Origin of the sequence: Stenotrophomonas sp. TWI169 (assembly GCF_039674705.1) — a bacterium.
Lineage (GTDB): Bacteria > Pseudomonadota > Gammaproteobacteria > Xanthomonadales > Xanthomonadaceae > Stenotrophomonas > Stenotrophomonas maltophilia_P.
The window spans coordinates 60,444-79,077 of sequence record NZ_JBDJOB010000018.1 but is presented as its reverse complement, the minus strand read 5'-3'; the positions used below and the strand labels follow the sequence as shown (position 1 = coordinate 79,077).

The window sequence follows — 18,634 nt, the reverse complement described above, 5'->3', positions numbered from 1 at the left end:
AAAAATGAGAACGTCGTCAGCCGTTGTGACTGCCCGGCTTGGCCAGACGCGCCATGCGCTGGGCATCGGCCAGGATGCCGCGCAGCAACCGCACTTCCTGCTCGCTCGGCTCGCTGCGCAGGAACAGGCGGCGCAGCTTGCGCATCGCCGACTCCGGCGCACGGCCCTTGTGGAAATCGATCTCGTCCAGGGTGTCGCCAAGCTGGGCGAAGAAGCTCTCCATCTGTTCGTGGCTGGCCACCTGCTCACGAAAGCCCGGTTCGGCGCCAACGGCAGGCTGGGCGCCGAGCAGCTGCATGCGCACCTCGTAGGCCAACACCTGCACGGCGGCGGCGAGGTTGAGCGAACTGAACGCCGGATCGGACGGAATGTGCACCGCCGCGTGGCACAGCTGCAGCTCCTCGTTGGTCAGGCCGGTCCGTTCCCGGCCAAACACCAGCGCCACCTCGGCACCCTCACCGGCCTTGGCGACCGCACGGGCCGCTGCGTCGGCGGGCAGGTACTCCTCCAGCTGGACCCGGCGTGCGCGGGCCGTACACCCCAGCACCAGACGGCAGTCGGCGACGGCCTCGGCCAGGGTGGCCACCACGGGCGCATCGCCGAGCACATCCTCGGCGCCGGCCGAGCGGCGGAATGCCTCCTCGTCCAGCGGTTTTTCCGGGGCCACCAGTACCAGGCGGGCCAGGCCCATGGTCTTCAGGGCGCGGGCGGCGGCGCCCATGTTGCCGGGATGCTGGGTTCCGACCAGGACGAATCGGAGGCGGGTGGCGGCGGGGAACTGGGACATGAACAGGGAAAAGGTCGAGCTGGACGATGACCAATGGTAAACTGTGCGGCCGGCCACTGCGCCGGACCCGCTCTTTTCCCCCGCCAGTCCTACCCTTCTGCCTTTCCGGGAGCCCACGCCATGCAGAAACCCGCCGTCACCGTCATGGTCAAGGCCGCCCGCCTCGCCGGCAACGTCCTGTTGCGCAACATCAACAAGCTCGAGGCACTGAACGTGGTGCAGAAGGGGCGGATGGACTACGCCAGCGAAGTCGATGCGGACGCGGAAAAGGTCATCGTCAAGGAGCTCAAGCGCGCGTATCCCGAGTACGGCGTGTTTGGCGAGGAAGGCGGCGTGCAGGGCGAACATCGCCACATGTGGGTCATCGATCCGCTGGACGGCACCAGCAACTACCTGCGCGGCGTGCCCCACTACTGTGTATCGATCGCCCTGGTCGAGAACGGCGAGCCGACCGACGCGGTCATCTTCGATCCGCTGCGCAACGAGCTGTTCACCGCCAGCCGTGGCGCGGGCGCCGTGCTGAACGACCGTCGCATCCGCGTGGCGGATCGCAAGGACCTGGGCGGCACCATGATCCAGACCGGCTTCGCTCCGCGCGAGCGCGCCCGTGCCGGCGCCCAGTTGAAGGCGGTCGATGCCCTGCTGGTGCAGGCCGAGGACATCCGCCGTACCGGTTCCGCTGCGCTGGACCTGGCCTATGTCGCCTGCGGTCGCGCCGACGCCTACTTCGAGGCCGGGGTGAAGGCCTGGGACATCGCGGCCGGCGTGCTGCTGGTGCGTGAGGCCGGTGGCAAGGTGTGCGATTTCAAGGGAGCGCCGCTTGCACGCATGGACAACCGCGGTCCGGAAACCCAGCAGGTGGTGGCGGGCAACCTGAAGGTGGCCGAGTCGCTGCAGAAGGTGCTGGTCAACACGGGCTATGCGGCCGAGTTCGACGCGAAGTTCTGAGCTTCCCTGTAAAGCGGTTCATGGCGACGGCACCTGTGAAGGTGCCGTTTTCGTATCCGCAATGATCGTGCTTGTCACTTTCTTTGCTCGTGCAAAGAAAGTAACCAAAGAAACACGCCGCCAGGACGCGAGCCGACGTGCTGTGCACGCCGGTTCCATGCGCTCCTCGGTCCGTCGAGGGACGGTGCGGGAACTCGCTGCGCTCAGACACCCGCACCTCTTCGCCCTCGCCGGACCTGCGGTGCTCGGCTCGCTCAAGGCGGACCCAAGGTCAAGAACCACAGCTGCACGACGATGACGGGTAGCGCCGGGCCATGCCCGGCGAGCGAAGCGGCCGCTTCGCCTTCGACCTTGAAAGTGACACCCCTCCGCAGTCGCGGAAACGATCCTGCGGGCACGCGTCGATGCTGCCGACGCGCAAACAGAAACGCCCGGCACGGGGCCGGGCGTTCCTGTAGCAGTGCGTTGCAACCGGAGGCTTACACCACCGTCGAGGCCCGCAGCGCGGCGATGCGCTCTTCCAGCGGCGGGTGGCTCATGAACAGCTTCTTCGCGGTCGAACCGGCGATGCCGAAGGCGGCGATCTGGGTCGGCAGCGTGCTCTGGCCGTGGTTGAGCTGCAGGCGCTCCAGCGCGGCGATCATCTTCTGACGACCTGCCAGCGAGGCACCACCGGCATCGGCGCGGAACTCGCGATGGCGCGAGAACCACATCGAGATCATGGTCGCGAACAGGCCGAACACCATCTCCAGCACGAACACGATGATGTAGTAGGCGAACCCGCGGCCGCCGCCTTCGCGGTTGCCCGACAGCGCGCTGTCGATGACGCCGCCGACCACGCGCGCCAGCACGATCACGAAGGTGTTCAACACACCCTGCAGCAGCGCCATGGTGATCATGTCACCATTCGCCACGTGGGCGATCTCGTGACCCAGTACGGCTTCGGCCTCGTCTTCGCTCATGTTCTGCAGCAGACCGGTGGACACCGCCACCAGCGCGTTGTTGCGGTTGGCGCCGGTGGCGAATGCGTTGATCTCCGGGCCATCGTAGACCGCCACTTCGGGCATGCCGATGCCGGCCGCCTTGGCCTGGCGCTCGACGGTGGCCAGCAGCCAGCGCTCGGTCTGGTTGCGTGGCTCGGTGATCACCACCGCGCCGGTGGAGCGCTTGGCCATCCACTTGGACAGCAGCAGCGAGATGAAGGAACCGCCGAAGCCGAAAATCGCAGCCATCACCAGCAGGCCGCTCATCTGGTTCGGATTGACCCCCAGCAGCGACATCACGATGCCGGCCAGGATCAGCACTGCAAAGTTGGTGGCTAGAAAGAGTGCGATGCGGGTAAACATGGGAAATTCCGGCTCGGAAGGGGTCGATATCCGCCAATTTGCGGTGCGGTCAGCTTGAATTCAAGCACCAACCTGACCGACGATTCAGCCAGCATGACCTCCCCCCTTTCCTGCGGCCGCTTCGCGCCCTCGCCTACCGGCCTGCTGCACCCCGGCTCCCTGCTGGCTGCATTCGGCAGCTGGCTGCTCGCGCGCCATCACCATGGCCTGTGGCGGCTGCGCATCGAGGACATCGATCCCCCACGCACCGTGCCCGGGGCTGCGCACGCGCAGTTGCAGGCACTGGCGGCATTCGGCCTGGCCCACGATGGTCCGGTGCTGTGGCAGAGCGAACGTGGCGATGCTTACCAGCAGGCTCTGGACAGGCTGCTGGCCAGCGGGCTGGCCTTCATCTGCCACTGCAGCCGCAGCGAACTGGCAGCCCGGGCGGGCATCCACCATCGCTGCGTCGCGCGGCAGCCCCGACCGGACCCTGCCGTCCGCTTCCGCGTACCGGCCGGCAGCGTGGTGCAGTTCGACGATGGCCTGCGCGGCCGTCAGGTGCAGGACGTCCACGCCGAGGTGGGTGATTTCGTGCTGCGCCGCGCCGACGGGTGCTGGGCCTACCAGCTGGCGGTGGTGGTCGACGATGCCGCGCAGGGCGTCACCGACGTGGTGCGCGGCGCCGACCTGCTCGACTCCACCGCGCGGCAGATCCTGCTGCAGCAGGCACTCGGACTGGCAGTGCCGCGATACTGGCACCTGCCCCTGCTGCTGGACGCGCCCGGGCACAAGCTGTCCAAGTCGCTGGCCGCGCTGCCGGTCGACAGCGCCCGCCCGGTGCCGGTGCTGCGTCAGTTGTGGGGCCTGCTCGGCCAGTCGCCCGCCGCACTCGAGGGTCACGACGATCTGCACGACCTGCTCGCGGCGGCCCGGCAGGCATTCGATCCGGCCCGCCTGCCACGCACGGACATCCTGTTGCCGACGGGCGCACTTTCCGCGCCGATGTTGCAGAATCCCCCTTCCCCCACCTGAAACCCGGACTGCATTCCATGACATCTCGCGTCGCACTGGTCACCGGCGGAACCGGCGGCATCGGTACCGCCATCTGCCAACGCCTGGCCGACCAGGGCCACCGGGTCGCCACCAACTATCGCGATGAAACCAAGGCCCGCGCCTGGCAGCAGGCGATGACCGAACGCGGCTACAGCGTGTCCATCTTCGCCGGCGACGTGTCCGATCCGGACAGTGCCGAAGCGATGGTGCGCGCCGTCGAGAACGAACTGGGCCCGGTCGAGATCCTGGTCAACAACGCCGGCATCACCCGCGATACGACCTTTCACCGGATGCGTGCGGACCAGTGGCATGACGTGATCAACACCAACCTCAATTCGGTGTTCAACGTCACCCGCCCGGTCATCGAAGGCATGCGTCGCCGCGGCTGGGGCCGGGTCATCCAGATCAGCTCGATCAACGGTCTGAAGGGCCAGTACGGCCAGGCCAACTACGCCGCCGCCAAGGCCGGCATGCACGGTTTCACCATCTCACTGGCGCGCGAGAACGCGGGCTTCGGCATCACCGTCAACACCATTTCGCCGGGCTACGTCGCCACGGACATGGTCATGGCCGTGCCGGAGGAAGTGCGGGCCAAGATCATCGCCGACATTCCGACCGGGCGCCTGGGCAAGCCGGAGGAGATCGCCTACGGCGTGTCCTTCCTGGTGGCCGAGGAGGCCTCGTGGATCACCGGCAGCAACCTGGACATCAACGGCGGCCACCACATGGGCTGGTGATCTGCGCGGGCGCGGCCGGTCACGTGCCGGACCGCACCTGCCTGCGGTCATGCTGCGCAGCACGCAAACCCTTGTTGCGCAACATGATCCGCCGTGAAAGCCAAGCCTGGCGGGGGCTGGGGCGGTTGCAACGGCTGCTGCACTGCGCCATGCTGCGCGTCTACTGTGACGAGTGACCGCTTCATGGCTGCGACCCGCATCATCAAGAAGTATCCGAACCGCCGTCTCTACGACACCGAGATTTCCAGCTACATCACCATCGAGGACGTCCGCCAGCTGATACTGGACGGTGAAGACTTCGAGGTCCGCGACGCCAAGAGCGGTGACGACCTTACCCGTTCGGTCCTGCTGCAGATCATCGCCGACCAGGAGCAGGACGGCGAGCCGATGCTCTCCACCCAGTTGCTGAGCCAGCTGATCCGCTTCTACGGCGACTCCCTGCAGGGATTCATGGGCAACTACCTGGAACGCAGCATGCAGGTGTTCCTGGACCAGCAGCAGCAGTTCCGCCAGCAGATGGGCAACCTGCTGGGCCAGACGCCGTGGGCGATGATGAACCAGCTGACCGAACGCAACCTGGAGCTGTGGCAGGAATTCCAGCGCAGCATGGGCACCGGCTTCGGCGGCCCCCGCCCCGGCGGAACCGGCCCGGGAACCGGAACCGGCAGCAAGCCGAACGAACCGGGCACCGGCACCGGCGGCAAGACCCGCCGCTGAGCTACGGCAGGGACTGACATGAAAACGGCGCGCCACTGGCGCGCCGTTTTCGTCTGCGGGTCATCCGCAGGCAGACGTCAGCGCTTCGCCTTGCACGCCGTGCAGACGCGCTCGACCTTGTAGCCCTTCGCCCTGAGCTTCTCGACCACGCCATCGCTGCCGAGCAGATGCAGCGTGCCAACCACCACCAGCGTGCCACCCTGCCCCGCCTGCAGATAGGGCACCAGCTTCGGCACCCAGGCATCATTGCGGCCGGTATTGATGCGCTGATACAGCTGCGGATACTGCTGGCGCATCTCGGCAGCCATTTTCGTCCACAGCAGGCGCTCGTCACCGCGGCGCCATGCGTCGTGCAGCATGCGCGCCTGTTCATCACCCTTGTCGGCCTGATCGAGGGCTTCGGACAGCATCTGCCGCTGCTCCTGCACCGACATCCCATCAAGCATGCCGATCTGCGTATCGATGTCCTCCAGACCACCGGTGCTGCGCCCGGTCGCCTGTGCGCGCTCCATGAAGTGACGGTCCAGACCGAGGGCCGGGTCCAGGCCCATCTTCTGCATCTGCCCCACTGAAATGCTCAGGCCGACAAACCAGGGTTTCATGCCCTGCATCTGCGCCAGCGGCAGCTTGTTCGCGGTGGCGAAGGCCTGCAGCTTCTGCCAGGTCGCTGCATCGAGATCACGCTTCAGTTCGCTGCCGTCGGTGCGCACGGCGGCCTGCACCATGCGGCTGGCCAGCTGCGGCGACTGCATGTCTTCCGGCGAGAGTTCGAACAACACGCGCTGCGAGGCCCCGAAGGCCTGCTCCACGTCGGCCGACAGCGGATAGTCCTGCGGCTTCAACAGATGGAACGAGCCCAGCAGATACAGCCGTGAATCGCCGGGGCCGGTGACCTTCCACAGCAGCGGTACCGGCGGCTTGACCGACGCACCTTCAGCGGCCGGCGCATTGCGGGCCTGCGCCAGTGGCGCCACCGCGCAGGCCAGCAGCAACAGGGCGGCGTGTAACAGGTGTCTGATCAGCATGTCAGCCTTCTCCTTCAGGCAGGTGGTAGGCCTTTTCGCCCGCGTCCACGCGAAGGTCCAGCCGGTTCTCCGGCGGTGCCAACGGACAGGTCGCGTAGGGCGTGAACGCGCAGGGCGGGTTGTAGGCGTGGTTGAAATCGATGAGCACGCGGCCATCGGCGCCGGGGGCGCCGGTATCCAGATAGCGGCCAGCGGGATAGCTGCCGCGGCCGCTGGTGCGGTCCGCGAAAATCAGGAACAGGGGCTCGCCGGGGGCACCGATCGCCTCCAGCCGCCAGGTCCGGCCATCACGCTCGAACTCGACGGCACCGGCATTGGGCATGTCGGTGGTCAGTCCGGTGATGTCGACGATCGGCAAGGTCTTGCCCGGTGCGTGCGCAACGAAGCGCGCCTGCACCTGCCAGTCGGGACCTCCCGGCCAGTACTGCAGGCCGGCGAAATCCCGGCGTGCAGGCGCGTCGGCATGCTTGACCCTCAGCGCATCGCGCGGACCACGCCGGATCAGGCTGAGCTGGCCCTTGCCACCGTCGAAGGCAAGCAGGGTAGGCTGCGGATCCTTGTCGGTATCCATGCGGATGCGCCCCTTCACCGGCTGGCCATTGTGAGTGAGCTCCGCCCCGGCTTCCGGCGTGAACCACCATTGCCGGCCCTCGCGCCGCAGCAGGCCGAGCTTGTCCGGCCCCACTGCCAGGCGGATGCCATTGGTGGCACCGCTGCCAACGAAGTGCGAGCTGTTCTGCAGCCAGTGCAGACCGACCAGCGCCGTCCAGCCATCAGGCCGTGTCAGGTCCTGATAACGCGCCACGCGCCATTGCTGCTGCGCGGCGGCGTATGCCGGATCTTCCACCACCGCAGGCGCCGGCGGCGGCGCCGGGCTGCAGGCTGCCAGCAACAAGACAGCCAGCAGGCCGCCCATTCCCCGATACGCCATCGATGCTCCCCTCAACGTCCGCGCAGGAACCAGCGGTCGATCTCCGCCAGCGAAAAACGGGCCCAGGTCGGCCGGCCGTGGTTGCACTGGCCGGATCGCTCGGTGATCTCCATGTCGCGCAGCAGGGCGTTCATTTCCGGCACCGTCAGCCGGCGATTGGCTCGCACAGCGCCATGGCAGGCCATGGTCGACAGCAGTTCATCGCGCGCGCTCGCTACGCGGCGGCTCTGGCCGTGCTCACGCAGGTCGGTCAGGACATCGCGCAGCAACCCCTCCGGCTCGGCGTGGGCCAGCAGCGCGGGAATGCTGCGCACATGCAGCGAGCCCGGGCCGGCCCGCGTCACCTCGAAACCAAGCGAGGCCAGCGTCGCGGCCTCGCTCTCTGCGGTATCCGCTTCGCGTTCGCCCACCGCCAGCGTGATCGGCACGAGCAACGGCTGCGACTGCAGGCCGATACCATCGTGCGCGTTCTTCAGCCGCTCGTAGCCGATGCGTTCGTGCGCCGCGTGCATGTCGACCACGATCAGGCCTTCGGCATTCTCGGCCAGGATGTAGATGCCATGCAGCTGCGCGATCGCATACCCCAGGGGCGGCACGCCCGCGTCTGCACGGGTGTCCGGCAGGCCGTTTCCGCTCGGCATCGCAGGCTGCGCAGTGCCGCCTTCGCCTGCAGCAGGCGTGGCATAGAGCGCAGCGTAGGCGGCCGGCGCATCGGCAACCTGCAGGCCCAGCGGCTGCTGCGGGCGCCATCCCTGATATCCGCCACCGCCGCCCGCCCCCGGAGCAGGACCACGGACCAGACCGAATCCGGACCCGCCCACGGTCGATGCCGCCGCTGCTGCCCCGGCGTCCGCTGCCTGCCCGGCACCTGCACCGATCTCCTGCGCCGACACGCCGGCTCGGGTATCGGCCAGCGCGTCCTTCAGCGTGCGGTAGACGAAATCATGGACCAGCCGCGCATCACGGAAACGCACTTCGTGCTTGGCCGGATGCACGTTGACGTCAACGCGCGTGGGGTCGAGTTCCAGGAACAGCACGTAGGCCGGTTGCCGGCCATGGAACAGCACATCGCCGTAGGCCATCTTCACCGCGTGGGCAACGCTGCGGTCGCGCACCGAACGGCCGTTGACGTACAGGTACTGCTGGTCGGTACTGGCCCGCGAATAATGCGGCTGCGCGATCCAGCCGTGCAGGCGCAGGCCCGCGCCGCTGTGGTCCACGCGCACCGCCTGCAGCGCGAAATCATCGCCCAGTGTCTCGGACAGCCGCGCGTCCGAATACAGGTCACCCGGCTTGTAGCGGCGTGATGCCTTGCCATTGTGCGAGACCCGCAGCTCGACGTCCGGCCGCGCCAGCGCCAGCGAGCGCAGCCATTCTTCGATGTGCCCCAGTTCGGTGCGCTCGGCGCGCAGGAACTTGCGTCGCGCGGGCACGTTGTAGAACAGCTCGCGCACTTCCACCGTGGTACCCGGTGCGTGCGCGCGCGGCGTGACCTCGCCGATCTTGCCGCCATCGATCTGCAGCGCGGAACCGTGCTCGTCATCTGCGCGGCGCGACGCCAGGGTGAAACGACTGACCGACGCGATCGATGGCAGCGCTTCGCCGCGGAACCCGAGCGTGGCCACCGACTCCAGATCGTCCAGGTTGGCGATCTTGCTGGTGGCATGCCGCGAGACGGCCAATGGCAGCTGCTCCGCTGCGATGCCACTGCCGTTGTCGCGGATGCGGATCAGGCGCACGCCGCCTTCTTCCAGGTCGATGTCGACACGGCTGGCGCCGGCATCGATCGCATTCTCGACCAGTTCCTTGACCACTGACGCGGGGCGCTCGACCACCTCGCCGGCGGCGATCTGGTTGATCAGGATGTCCGGCAAGGGCCGGATCGGGCGCGGGCCGGGCGCGCTCATGGGGCAAGGTAGGCAGCAGACTTCATGCGCCGATGATAGCGGAGGTACCGCGTGGAGAGTCGAGCCGGATCACCTGTGCGATGCCGATGATGCGCCACGCCCCAGGCATGGCCGGTCCAACAGGGTGCGGCCTACTTGCTGCCGCCGGCCATGGTGGCGGCCGCGTCGATCTCGGCCTGTGCGCGGGCCGCGTAGAGCGTCCCCGGCGGCGGCTGCCGGCTGAAGAACGTGTGCACGCCATCGAGCACCGCACCGGCGATCTTGCGCTGGTAGCCCGGGTCGATCAGGCGGCGCTCCTCGTCCGGATTGGAGATGAAGGCGGTTTCCACCAGCATCGCCGGCATGTCCGAGGTGCGCAGCACCGCGAAGTTGGCCCGCTCGATGTTTGGCTTGTGGTTGTTGCCGATCCGCTTCAGTCCACCCAGTACGTGGCCGGCCGCATCTTCGGACGCTTTCATGTAACCGCTCTGCGCCAGATCGAGCAGAACGTTGGCCAGCGTGCCTTCAGTCTGCTGCAGGCGCACACCACCGACCAGATCGGCGGCGTTTTCCTTGTCCGCCAGCCAGCGCGCACGCTGCGACGAGGCACCCTTGGTGGACAGCACGTACACCGATGAACCGGTCGCCGAGCGGTTCTCGGCGGCGTCCGCATGAATCGAGATGAAGATGTCAGCCTTGTTCGCGCGGGCCTTCTGTGCGCGCATCGGCAGCGGGATGAACACGTCGCTGTCGCGGGTCAGATAGGCTTTCAGGCCCGGCGTGGCATTGACCTGACGGGCCAGCTCACGCGCCACCGCCAGGGTAACGTCTTTCTCGCGCTTGCCGGTGGGTCCGATCGCGCCCGGATCCTGTCCGCCGTGGCCGGGATCGATCGCCACCACCAGGTGCCGCATGCCAGGCTGCATACGGATGCGCGAAGCGTCGCTGGGCATCGCCGGACGCGGCGGTTCGGGCGGCGGCGATGCCGGCACCGGTGCCGGGGCTGGCGGATTGCTCACCACCGCAGCGGTGCGCTGGCCGGCCAGGATCGCCGCGGGCGACGATGCCGGCGGGGTGCTGCTGGCGCTGGTGCCCGCAGCGGCCACCTGCACGGGCGCGGTGGATGGCGCCGGCGTGGGCGCGGCCGGGGCGGCAGCCGTGGCACTGGCCTGCTGCTGCACCTGCGCGGTCAACAACGCGGTAGCGCGGGCGGCGTCGCTGCGCGTCTGCATGCTGGGTGCCGTCGTCTGCGTGGTCGTGGCAACCGGAGCCGGCGCCGGCGCCGCAGCGGCCACGCCCGGGCTGTCACCCGGCCATTCGATCACCAGCTTCGACGCCTCTCCTTCGCGCTGCATCTGCGGGCGGAACGGCGCCACGGATTCCGCAAGATCGAAAACAACACGGAAGGTGCCCGGAACAGGTTGTCCGGTGCGCACTGCCGTCACCACGCCCTGCGCAGCCGGCATCTTCAGGTTGCGCACGGCAGTGGAATCCGGGAAATCGACCACCAGCCGGTTCGGGTTGGCCAGCGACAGCGTCTTGTAGCCGCCACTGCCAACCAGCGAGATTTCCGCGCGGGTGCCGGTGGAACCTGTATTCAGCTGTACCTGGCGGACTTCACCCGCCCACGCGCTGAGGCACGCCAGACCCAGTCCGACGGCGGCACAGATGGCGATGAGACGGTTCCCCAGGCGCATGGCTCAGGATTCAATCACCGCGCTGAACGGAATGCAATACCTTTTTCCTTAATAATCCGTAACCTGCCGATCTTTGTTCTCGTCAGGCGACAGAAACAGGCCGCAAGTCTCCACCTTCGGCCAGCCGCTGCAGCCATTCCCGGCCAGCGTCGCTGAGCGCACTGAGACGCGCCCGGCGCCCCTGGCCCTCGATCTCCAGCGCCACGACCAGGTCCGTCGGCGGCAATGCGCCCGCCCCCCGTTCCGGCCACTCGACCAGCCACAGCACCGCACTGCCCTCGTCCAGGCCCAGGAAATCCAGTTCCCCGGCCTGGCCGATGCGGTACAGGTCCAGATGCCACGCCTCGCCACCACTGGCCAGCGGATAGCGCTCGACCAGGGTGTAGGTCGGGCTGCGGATCGCACCCTGCACGCCCAGCGCACGCAGCAGCGCACGCGCGGTGGTGGATTTGCCGGCGCCGAGGTCGCCGCGCAGCTCGATCAACGCCTGCGGCGGTCGCGTGGCCGCCAGCCACTGCCCGAGACGTTCAGTGGCATCGCTGTCGGCAAGGAAGAATTCGTTCATGGGGAGCGTTCCGGATTGGCCAGCCGCCGCAGGGGCGCCAGCAGGTCGGTGGGAAGCAGACCACGCGCGCCGTCGATGGCAGCGGCGTCGCCGGCAAGCGCGTGCAGCAGGGCGCCGCCTGCTGCGGCATCGAATGCGTCCAATCCCTGCGCGCGCAGTCCAGCAATGACGCCGGTCAGCAGATCTCCCATGCCGCCGACCGCCATGCCCGGATTGCCGGCCGCGATCAGCCGCGGCAGCCGCGCAGGTGCCGCGACTACACTGCCGGCACCCTTCAGCACCACCGTGGCGTGATAGCGCTCGGCCAGCGCCTGCGCGCTGCCGAAGCGATCGGCCTGTACCTCGGCGGTACTGCAGCCCAGCAGGCGTGCAGCCTCTCCCGGATGCGGCGTCAGGATGGCATCAGGCACCGCGTGCGGGTTCTCCGCCAGCAGATTCAGGGCATCGGCGTCGATCACCAGCGGACGCCCGCAGGCGAGCACGCTGGCATGCAGCGCACGCGCCCAGTCGTCCTGGCCAAGGCCCGGCCCGATCGCAACGACCCGTGCGCGGTCCAGCAGCGCAGGCAACGCCGCGCCATCTTCCAGCGCATGCGCCATCGCCTCGGGCAGGCGCGCAAGCATCGCCCCCACATGCTCACGACGGGTGCCGACACTGAGCAGTCCGGCACCGGCACGCAGTGCGGCCTCGGCCGCCATCACCGCTGCACCGCCACTGCCGTGGTTGCCGCCCACACAGAGCACATGCCCGGACTCGCCCTTGTGGGTATTCGCCCGGCGCGGCGGCAGCAGCGCCCGCAGACGGTCGCCGACCCAGCGCTCCGCGCTGGCCGCGATGCCTTCACGCGCCGCCTGCGGCAGGTCCAACGGCGCCAGCCGACGCTGGCCGACATGATCCAGCGCGTCGCCGGTGTACAGGCCCCGGTGGCAGACAATGAACTGCAGGGTGACCGCCGCGCGCACCGCAACGCCGGGCACGCCGCCCTGATCGGCATCGACACCGCTGGGTACATCCAGTGCCAGCACCGGCGCCGGAGAGGCATTGAGTGCTTCGATCAGCGCCTGCGCCATGCCGGCCGGGGCCCGATCCAGGCCGAGACCGAACAGCGCATCCACGCCGACGTCGGCGACCGGCAGCTGGCCGTCGAACTCGATGCTGCTGCCGCCGGCGGCAGCGAATGCGGCCGCCGCCTGCTGCGCCAGCGGCGTGGCGGGCAGCCTGCCCGGCAGGGTGATCACCTGCACCTGGCGGCCCGCCTGCAGCGCATGGGTCGCCAGTACGTAGCCATCGCCGCCGTTGTTACCGGCGCCAGCCACCACATACAGACTGCGGGCATCCGGCCATTGCTGCAGCAGGCACTGCCAGCCCGCCAGGCCAGCCTGCGCCATCAGGCTCCAGCCACCATCACCGGCAAGCACCGACGCGCGGGCATCCAGCGCGCGCGCAGCGGCGGTGTCGAACAGAAGAGAGAGATCGGGCATGCCGGGATTTTATACTGGTGCATATGTCCTCCGTCCCCGCCCCTGCCCCAGCCGACCCGGTCCAGGCCGTGCAGCGCATCCGCGAACTGGCCCGTGCACACGGTTTCCAGCGCTGCGGCATTGCCGGCATCGAGCTGGGCGAGGACGAGGCACACCTGGCCGACTGGCTGGGCCAGGGCCTGTACGGGACCATGGACTGGATGGCACGCCACGGCACGCTGCGCGCACGCCCGGCCGAACTGCTGCCGGGCACGGTGCGGGTCATTTCCGTGGGCATGGACTACAGCCACCGCGACGATACCGAAGCCTGGGCGACCCTGGCCGATCCCGGCCGCGCCTACGTGGCGCGCTACGCGCTGGGGCGCGACTACCACAAGCTGATGCGCAACCGCCTGCAGAAGCTCGCTGCGCGGATCAACGATGAAGTCGCGCCACTGGGCTACCGCGTTTTCGTCGATTCGGCACCGGTGCTGGAACGGGCCCTGGCCCGCAACGCCGGGCTCGGCTGGATCGGCAAGCACACCTGCCTGATCGATCGCCAGGGAGGCTCATGGTTCTTCATCGGCGAGATCTACATCGACCTGCCGTTGCCGGTCGACGCGCCCGCCACTGCGCACTGCGGCACCTGCACGCGCTGCATCGACATCTGCCCCACGCGCGCCATCACCGGCCCGCAGCGGCTGGATGCGCGCCGCTGCATTTCCTATCTGACCATCGAGCATGACGGCGCGATCCCCGAGGACATGCGGCCGCTGATCGGCAATCGCATCTACGGCTGCGACGACTGCCAGCTGGTCTGCCCGTGGAACAAGTTTGCCAAGCGCACCGATGAAGCCGATTTCCGCGCACGCAACAACCTGGACACTGCGCGCCTGGATCAGCTGTTCGCTTGGGACGAGGCGGAATTCCTGCGCCGCACCGAAGGCAGCCCGATCCGTCGCAGCGGCCATGAGCGCTGGCTGCGCAACATCGCCGTGGCACTGGGCAACGCGCCGACAGCACCGCAGACCCTGGCCGCACTGCAGACCCGCATCGATGATTCCTCGCCGCTGGTGCGCGAGCACGTGCAGTGGGCACTGGCACAGCACCGCACGACCTGAGCCGGGCGTGCCCGGCGCGCGCCAACGTGCGATCCTGAGTGCCCGCTCCACCCGCAGCGCGCCGTACCCATGCAGCCACGCAACAACGACATTCTCACTCCCAGCCAGCTCAACACGCTGGCACGCGACCTGCTGGAAGGCAGCTTCCCGGCGATCTGGGTCGAAGCCGAACTGGGCAGCGTGGCCCGCCCTGCGTCCGGGCACCTGTACTTCACCCTGAAGGACGCACGGGCACAGCTGCGTGCGGCGATGTTCCGGATGAAGGCGCAGTACCTGAAGTTCGTACCGCGCGAGGGCATGCGCGTGCTGGTGCGTGGCCGGGTGACCCTGTACGACGCACGCGGCGAGTACCAGATGGTGCTCGACCACATGGAGGAAGCCGGTGAAGGCGCGCTGCGGCGGGCGTTCGAGGAGCTGAAGGCGCGCTTGGACGCCGAAGGCCTGTTCGATCCTGCACGCAAGCGGGCGCTGCCCGCGCATGTGCGGCGGCTGGCGGTGATCACCTCGCCGACCGGCGCCGCCGTGCGCGATGTGCTGAGCGTACTGGGGCGTCGTTTCCCGCTGCTGGAGGTGGACCTGCTGCCGACCCTGGTGCAGGGCTCCAGCGCCGCCGCGCAGATCACCCGCCTGCTGCAGGCAGCCGATGCCAGTGGTCGCTACGACGTGATCCTGCTGACCCGCGGCGGCGGTTCACTGGAAGATCTATGGGCGTTCAACGACGAAGCGCTGGCGCGCGCGATCGCCGCCAGCGATACGCCGGTCGTGTCGGCCGTCGGCCACGAGACCGACTTCAGCCTGAGTGATTTTGCCGCCGACCTGCGCGCGCCGACACCTTCGGTGGCGGCCGAGCTGCTGGTCCCCGACCAGCGTGACCTGGCCCTGCGCCTGCGCCGCAATGCCGCGCGGCTGGCACAGCTGCAGCGCCACGCGGTAGGACAGGCCATGCAGCGCGCCGACCGTGCGCTGTTGCGATTGAATGCGCAGAGTCCACAGGCCCGGCTGGACCTGTTGCGGCGCCGTCAGCTGGAGCTGGGCCGGCGGCTGCACGCGGCTTTCAACCAGCAGCAGGAGCGCCGTGCCGCGCGCCTGCGCCATGCTGCCGCGGTGCTGCGTGGCCATCATCCGCAGCGCCAGCTGGACGCGATGCAGCGTCGCCTGTCGGCCCTGCGCGGACGCCCCCATGCAGCGATGCAGCGGCTGCTGCAACGCGATGCGCTGCGCCTGCGCGGCCTGGCCCGGTCCCTGGAGGCGGTCAGTCCATTGGCCACGGTGGCACGCGGTTACAGCATCGTGACCCGTGCCGATGATGGTGCACTGGTACGACAGGTTGAACAGGTCCAGCCCGGCGACGCACTGCAGGCACGCGTGGGCGACGGCGTCATCGACGTGCAGGTCACCTTGGTCAGGTAAGCGGGGGCCAAGGCGCAGCCCAGCGTGCGCCTTCCTACCTGGCCGCCTCGCAGAACTGCTTCCGGTACTCCAGCGCCTTCGGCATCAGGGCCTGCAGATTCTGGATCCGGGTTCCCGGGTTGGGATGGGTGGAGGCAAACTCCGGCGGCGACTGACCACCACTGGCCTGGCCCATCCGCTGCCACAGCGGCACCGCTTCGCGCGGATCGAAACAGGCAGCCGCAGCCAGCATCAGCCCCACCTCATCGGCCTGGGTCTCGTGGCTGCGTGCGTAGGGCAGCAGATAGCCATAACCCATCGCCGACATCACCATCTGCTGCTGCTGCGCATCCATGCCACTGGCAGCCCCGGCCATCTGCCCGATCTGGGTCAGCTTCTGCTGTGCCATGCGCTGCGCTCCATGGCGCAGCAGCGCATGGGCGATCTCATGCCCCATCACCACCGCCATCGCATCCTTGGTCCGCGCCACCGGCACCAGACCGGTATAGACCGCCATCTTCCCGCCCGGCAGGCAGAAGGCGTTGGCCTGCTCGGAGGGGATCACGTTCACCTCCCACTGGAAGCTGCGCGCGAAATGGGCCGGCTCCACGCCATGCTCCCGCGCCAATGCGGTCTCCACCACATCGACCTTGGCGATCAACCGCTCGGCAATCGCACGCACGTCACGCGAGATCTGCGCGTTCGGGTCCAGTGGCCGCTCCTGCGCCAGGATCTGCTGGTAGGCCTGCAGGCCCAGCGCGGTTTCCTGCTGGGCATCCAGGCTGCTGTCGATCATGACCTTCTCGCCGGTATAGGGATCGACCGTCCGGTTCGAAAACCAGTAAAAGGCCGCGTAACCCGCCGCCAGCAGCAGTACCCACCAGCGGATGTTGCCGAACAGGCCACGCCGCTGCGGGCCCTGCGGCGAGCGGGAAAATGGGTCGTTGCGCATGCGGTGGTCTTCCGGCTGGCCCCGCCGGCCGGCGGGCACGGCGCAATCTTAGTGTGCCGGAGCCCGCGCCGGGTGAAGCCGGCCGCTCAGATGCCGCGTACCAGGCGGAACCCGATGCGGGCGTTGGTGGTGTCCGAGTCCTGCGACTGCCGCCAGGCCGCCCGGGTCTGCTCGGGAGAGTTCGCCCAGTTGCCTCCGCGGATCACCCGCGCCCGACAACCCGGGTTGAACCAGGCCACGCCGTCGGAGGGCGCACGCCGGTAGCTGGAATGCCAGCAGTCGGCCACCCATTCGCTGAGATTGCCGGCCATGTCGTGCAGGCCGAACGCGTTGGCCCGGAAGTTCGCCACCGGCGCCGGGCCCCACCAGCCATCGCCATAGCCGATGAACGCGTTGTGCCAATGCCGGCCAGACGGCGAGACATCCTTGCTGCCGGTGAAGTTGCCGCTGCCCGGCGGGGGCGTGCCTGTATCCCCCCAGGGATAACGGCCGCTGCTGCCGGCGCGCAGCGCATACTCGAACTCGGCCTCGCTGGGCAGCCGGTAGCTGTAGCCGGTCTGCTCGGACAGCCACGCGGCATAGTTTTCCGCGTCGCGCACGCTCACATGCATCACAGGCGCGTTGCCCAGCGCGCGCGCGCCGTCGTAATCCGAGCGCCAGTCGACACCGCTGCGGCGGATGAAGTTGCCGCTGCGCTCGTCATAGACCACCGAATGACCGCGACGGGTCGCGCGTGGGCGGGCATTGGTGGCTTTGACGTAGCGCTCGAAATCGCTGACGGTCACCTCGGTGATGGCCATCGCGAAACCGCGGTCAAACCGCACGTAATGCGAAGGGCGCTCGGCATCGGTGGCGCCGGGCTCGGCATCCCCTGCGCCCATCTGGAAGCCGCCATGCGGCACCACCACCATCTGCGGGCCACGCCCGCCATCGCGCATCGCGTCGCTGAACACCTGGCCGGGACGGAAGCTGCCGTAATGGGTTGCCAGATCGATGCGCTCGCGCAGCTGCGCCACGACCGCGTCGCCGGGCAGCGCGATGCGCAGTGCTTCGGCCAGCTTCTCGCGTGCAGGTTTCAGGCCCTGCGGCGTCGCCAGGTCGCGCAGGCCCTCGTCGCGCAGCTGCGCCAGGGTGTTGGCCCGGATCTGCTCGATGCGCTCGAAGGCGTCGGCGATGGTCGGAGAGGAATCACGGACCTTGCTGGCTTCGGCCAGCCAGGTGCCGGCACTGGCGAAGTCACGGCGGCGGGCGGCCTCCTCGGCACGCCGGATCAGGCCACTCTCCGCCGCAGCAAGGCCCTGGCGTGCGCGGCGGTTGCCCTCGTCAAGCGCCAACGCCTCGCGGAAACTGCCGATCGCGCCGTCACCGTCCTCGCCGATCCGGTCCGCGCGCAGGTCCTCCTCGCCGGCCCGGTTGTAGGCCACCACGCGTTGCGCGATCTCCACCCGCGCCTGCAGGGCACGCACCTTTTCATCGTCAGGGGCCAGGGTCAGCAACACCAGCGCCTGGCGTCCCGCTTCGGCCAGCGCCTCGCGCTGCTGCAGCGGCCGCACCAGCAAGGCATCGGTCTGCTGCAGCAGGCGCTGGCGGGCACGCTGCAGGCCAGCACGGGCCTGGCGGTCGTCAGGCACCTCCTCCTGCACCGCCAGCCACAGCGGGATGGCGGCATCGCCATCCTCGTACAGCCGATCCTGGGCAAACGCCTGCTCGGCGGCCCTGCGCAGCTGCGCCAGGCTGCGCCCCTCCCGATCGACACGGGGCGGCGTCCACTGCTGCACGTCTTCGGCGGCATCCTGACCGGCGATGGTCACGCTGCCCTGCACCGCCGGCCGATCCTCCGGCGCCGGCGGCGATGCCGCCTGGCCGGATCCCTCGCCGGCCTTGCCTGCCGGTGTCGGCGGTGACGGGGTGCAGGCGACCAGAGCCAGGGCCAGGCTGGCGCACAGCGCGGACGACAGCGGAAAACGCAAGCAGAGCCTCCTTCGGCACGGACGCGGACCGACGTTAGGCTATTCTCCCCTGCCTGAGCAAACCCGAG

Annotated in this window: 16 protein-coding genes; 6 read left to right on the top strand and 10 right to left on the bottom strand. The window is 68.6% G+C overall.

The window, feature by feature from the left end; translation table 11 throughout:
* Positions 1–16 precede the first annotated feature (16 nt).
* Positions 17–787 carry an RNA methyltransferase gene (locus tag ABE543_RS14265; protein ID WP_053520091.1) on the bottom strand — a complete coding sequence of 257 codons (771 nt, stop codon included), beginning with the start codon at positions 785–787 and terminating at the stop codon, positions 17–19.
* 120 nt (positions 788–907) lie between these two features.
* Here ABE543_RS14265 and ABE543_RS14260 point away from each other — a divergent pair, with 120 nt between their 5' ends.
* Positions 908–1,735, top strand: a complete 828-nt coding sequence (locus tag ABE543_RS14260; protein WP_053520092.1) for an inositol monophosphatase family protein — start codon at positions 908–910, stop codon at positions 1,733–1,735.
* A gap of 479 nt (positions 1,736–2,214) precedes the next feature.
* On the opposite strand, the gene htpX is transcribed toward ABE543_RS14260, so the two are convergent.
* Positions 2,215–3,081, bottom strand: a complete 867-nt coding sequence (gene htpX / locus ABE543_RS14255; RefSeq protein WP_053520093.1) for a protease HtpX — start codon at positions 3,079–3,081, stop codon at positions 2,215–2,217.
* 93 nt (positions 3,082–3,174) lie between these two features.
* Between htpX and gluQRS the strand changes: the two genes are divergently transcribed.
* The 3 genes from gluQRS to phaR all read left to right on the top strand — a co-directional run bounded on the left by gluQRS (position 3,175) and on the right by phaR (position 5,570).
* On the top strand, positions 3,175–4,095 hold the full coding sequence (gene gluQRS, locus ABE543_RS14250; RefSeq protein ID WP_346475813.1) for a tRNA glutamyl-Q(34) synthetase GluQRS: 921 nt from the start codon (positions 3,175–3,177) through the stop codon (positions 4,093–4,095).
* Between the two features lie 17 nt (positions 4,096–4,112).
* Positions 4,113–4,853 carry an acetoacetyl-CoA reductase gene (phbB, locus tag ABE543_RS14245; protein WP_180875542.1) on the top strand — a complete coding sequence of 247 codons (741 nt, stop codon included), beginning with the start codon at positions 4,113–4,115 and terminating at the stop codon, positions 4,851–4,853.
* A 183-nt stretch (positions 4,854–5,036) separates the two neighbouring features.
* Positions 5,037–5,570 (top strand): polyhydroxyalkanoate synthesis repressor PhaR, encoded by a 534-nt coding sequence (phaR, locus tag ABE543_RS14240; RefSeq protein WP_065175511.1) that lies wholly within the window; start codon positions 5,037–5,039, stop codon positions 5,568–5,570.
* Positions 5,571–5,647: 77 nt separating this feature from the next.
* Here the strand turns inward: phaR and ABE543_RS14235 are convergent, their stop codons facing one another.
* From ABE543_RS14235 to ABE543_RS14210, 6 genes are all read right to left on the bottom strand, one after another.
* The gene (locus tag ABE543_RS14235; RefSeq protein ID WP_193396134.1) at positions 5,648–6,595 is read right to left on the bottom strand and encodes a TraB/GumN family protein; all 948 of its coding nucleotides are present in this window, start codon (positions 6,593–6,595) and stop codon (positions 5,648–5,650) included.
* 1 nt (position 6,596) lies between these two features.
* Positions 6,597–7,526 (bottom strand): DUF1684 domain-containing protein, encoded by a 930-nt coding sequence (locus ABE543_RS14230; RefSeq protein WP_193396133.1) that lies wholly within the window; start codon positions 7,524–7,526, stop codon positions 6,597–6,599.
* An 11-nt stretch (positions 7,527–7,537) separates the two neighbouring features.
* Positions 7,538–9,433, bottom strand: a complete 1,896-nt coding sequence (gene mutL, locus ABE543_RS14225; RefSeq protein WP_346475812.1) for a DNA mismatch repair endonuclease MutL — start codon at positions 9,431–9,433, stop codon at positions 7,538–7,540.
* A 131-nt stretch (positions 9,434–9,564) separates the two neighbouring features.
* Positions 9,565–11,109: an N-acetylmuramoyl-L-alanine amidase gene (locus ABE543_RS14220; RefSeq protein ID WP_346475811.1), complete on the bottom strand. Its 1,545-nt coding sequence runs from the start codon at positions 11,107–11,109 to the stop codon at positions 9,565–9,567.
* An 82-nt stretch (positions 11,110–11,191) separates the two neighbouring features.
* Positions 11,192–11,674, bottom strand: a complete 483-nt coding sequence (tsaE, locus tag ABE543_RS14215; protein ID WP_197572256.1) for a tRNA (adenosine(37)-N6)-threonylcarbamoyltransferase complex ATPase subunit type 1 TsaE — start codon at positions 11,672–11,674, stop codon at positions 11,192–11,194.
* On the bottom strand, positions 11,671–13,155 hold the full coding sequence (locus tag ABE543_RS14210; RefSeq protein WP_346475810.1) for an NAD(P)H-hydrate dehydratase: 1,485 nt from the start codon (positions 13,153–13,155) through the stop codon (positions 11,671–11,673). The genes tsaE and ABE543_RS14210 overlap by 4 nt, the downstream gene beginning before the upstream one ends.
* A 23-nt stretch (positions 13,156–13,178) precedes the next feature.
* Between ABE543_RS14210 and queG the strand changes: the two genes are divergently transcribed.
* A complete protein-coding gene (gene queG, locus ABE543_RS14205; RefSeq protein ID WP_197572260.1) occupies positions 13,179–14,255 on the top strand; it encodes a tRNA epoxyqueuosine(34) reductase QueG in 1,077 nt (358 codons plus the stop codon).
* A gap of 69 nt (positions 14,256–14,324) precedes the next feature.
* Positions 14,325–15,665, top strand: coding sequence for an exodeoxyribonuclease VII large subunit (gene xseA / locus ABE543_RS14200; protein ID WP_346475809.1), 1,341 nt, complete (start codon positions 14,325–14,327; stop codon positions 15,663–15,665).
* Positions 15,666–15,699: 34 nt separating this feature from the next.
* Here xseA and ABE543_RS14195 read toward each other — a convergent pair whose 3' ends face one another.
* Together ABE543_RS14195 and ABE543_RS14190 are read right to left on the bottom strand one after the other, a co-directional pair.
* A complete protein-coding gene (locus ABE543_RS14195; RefSeq protein ID WP_053520218.1) occupies positions 15,700–16,596 on the bottom strand; it encodes a M48 family metallopeptidase in 897 nt (298 codons plus the stop codon).
* An 86-nt stretch (positions 16,597–16,682) separates the two neighbouring features.
* Positions 16,683–18,566, bottom strand: a complete 1,884-nt coding sequence (locus tag ABE543_RS14190; protein ID WP_193396128.1) for a formylglycine-generating enzyme family protein — start codon at positions 18,564–18,566, stop codon at positions 16,683–16,685.
* Positions 18,567–18,634: the final 68 nt, after the last annotated feature.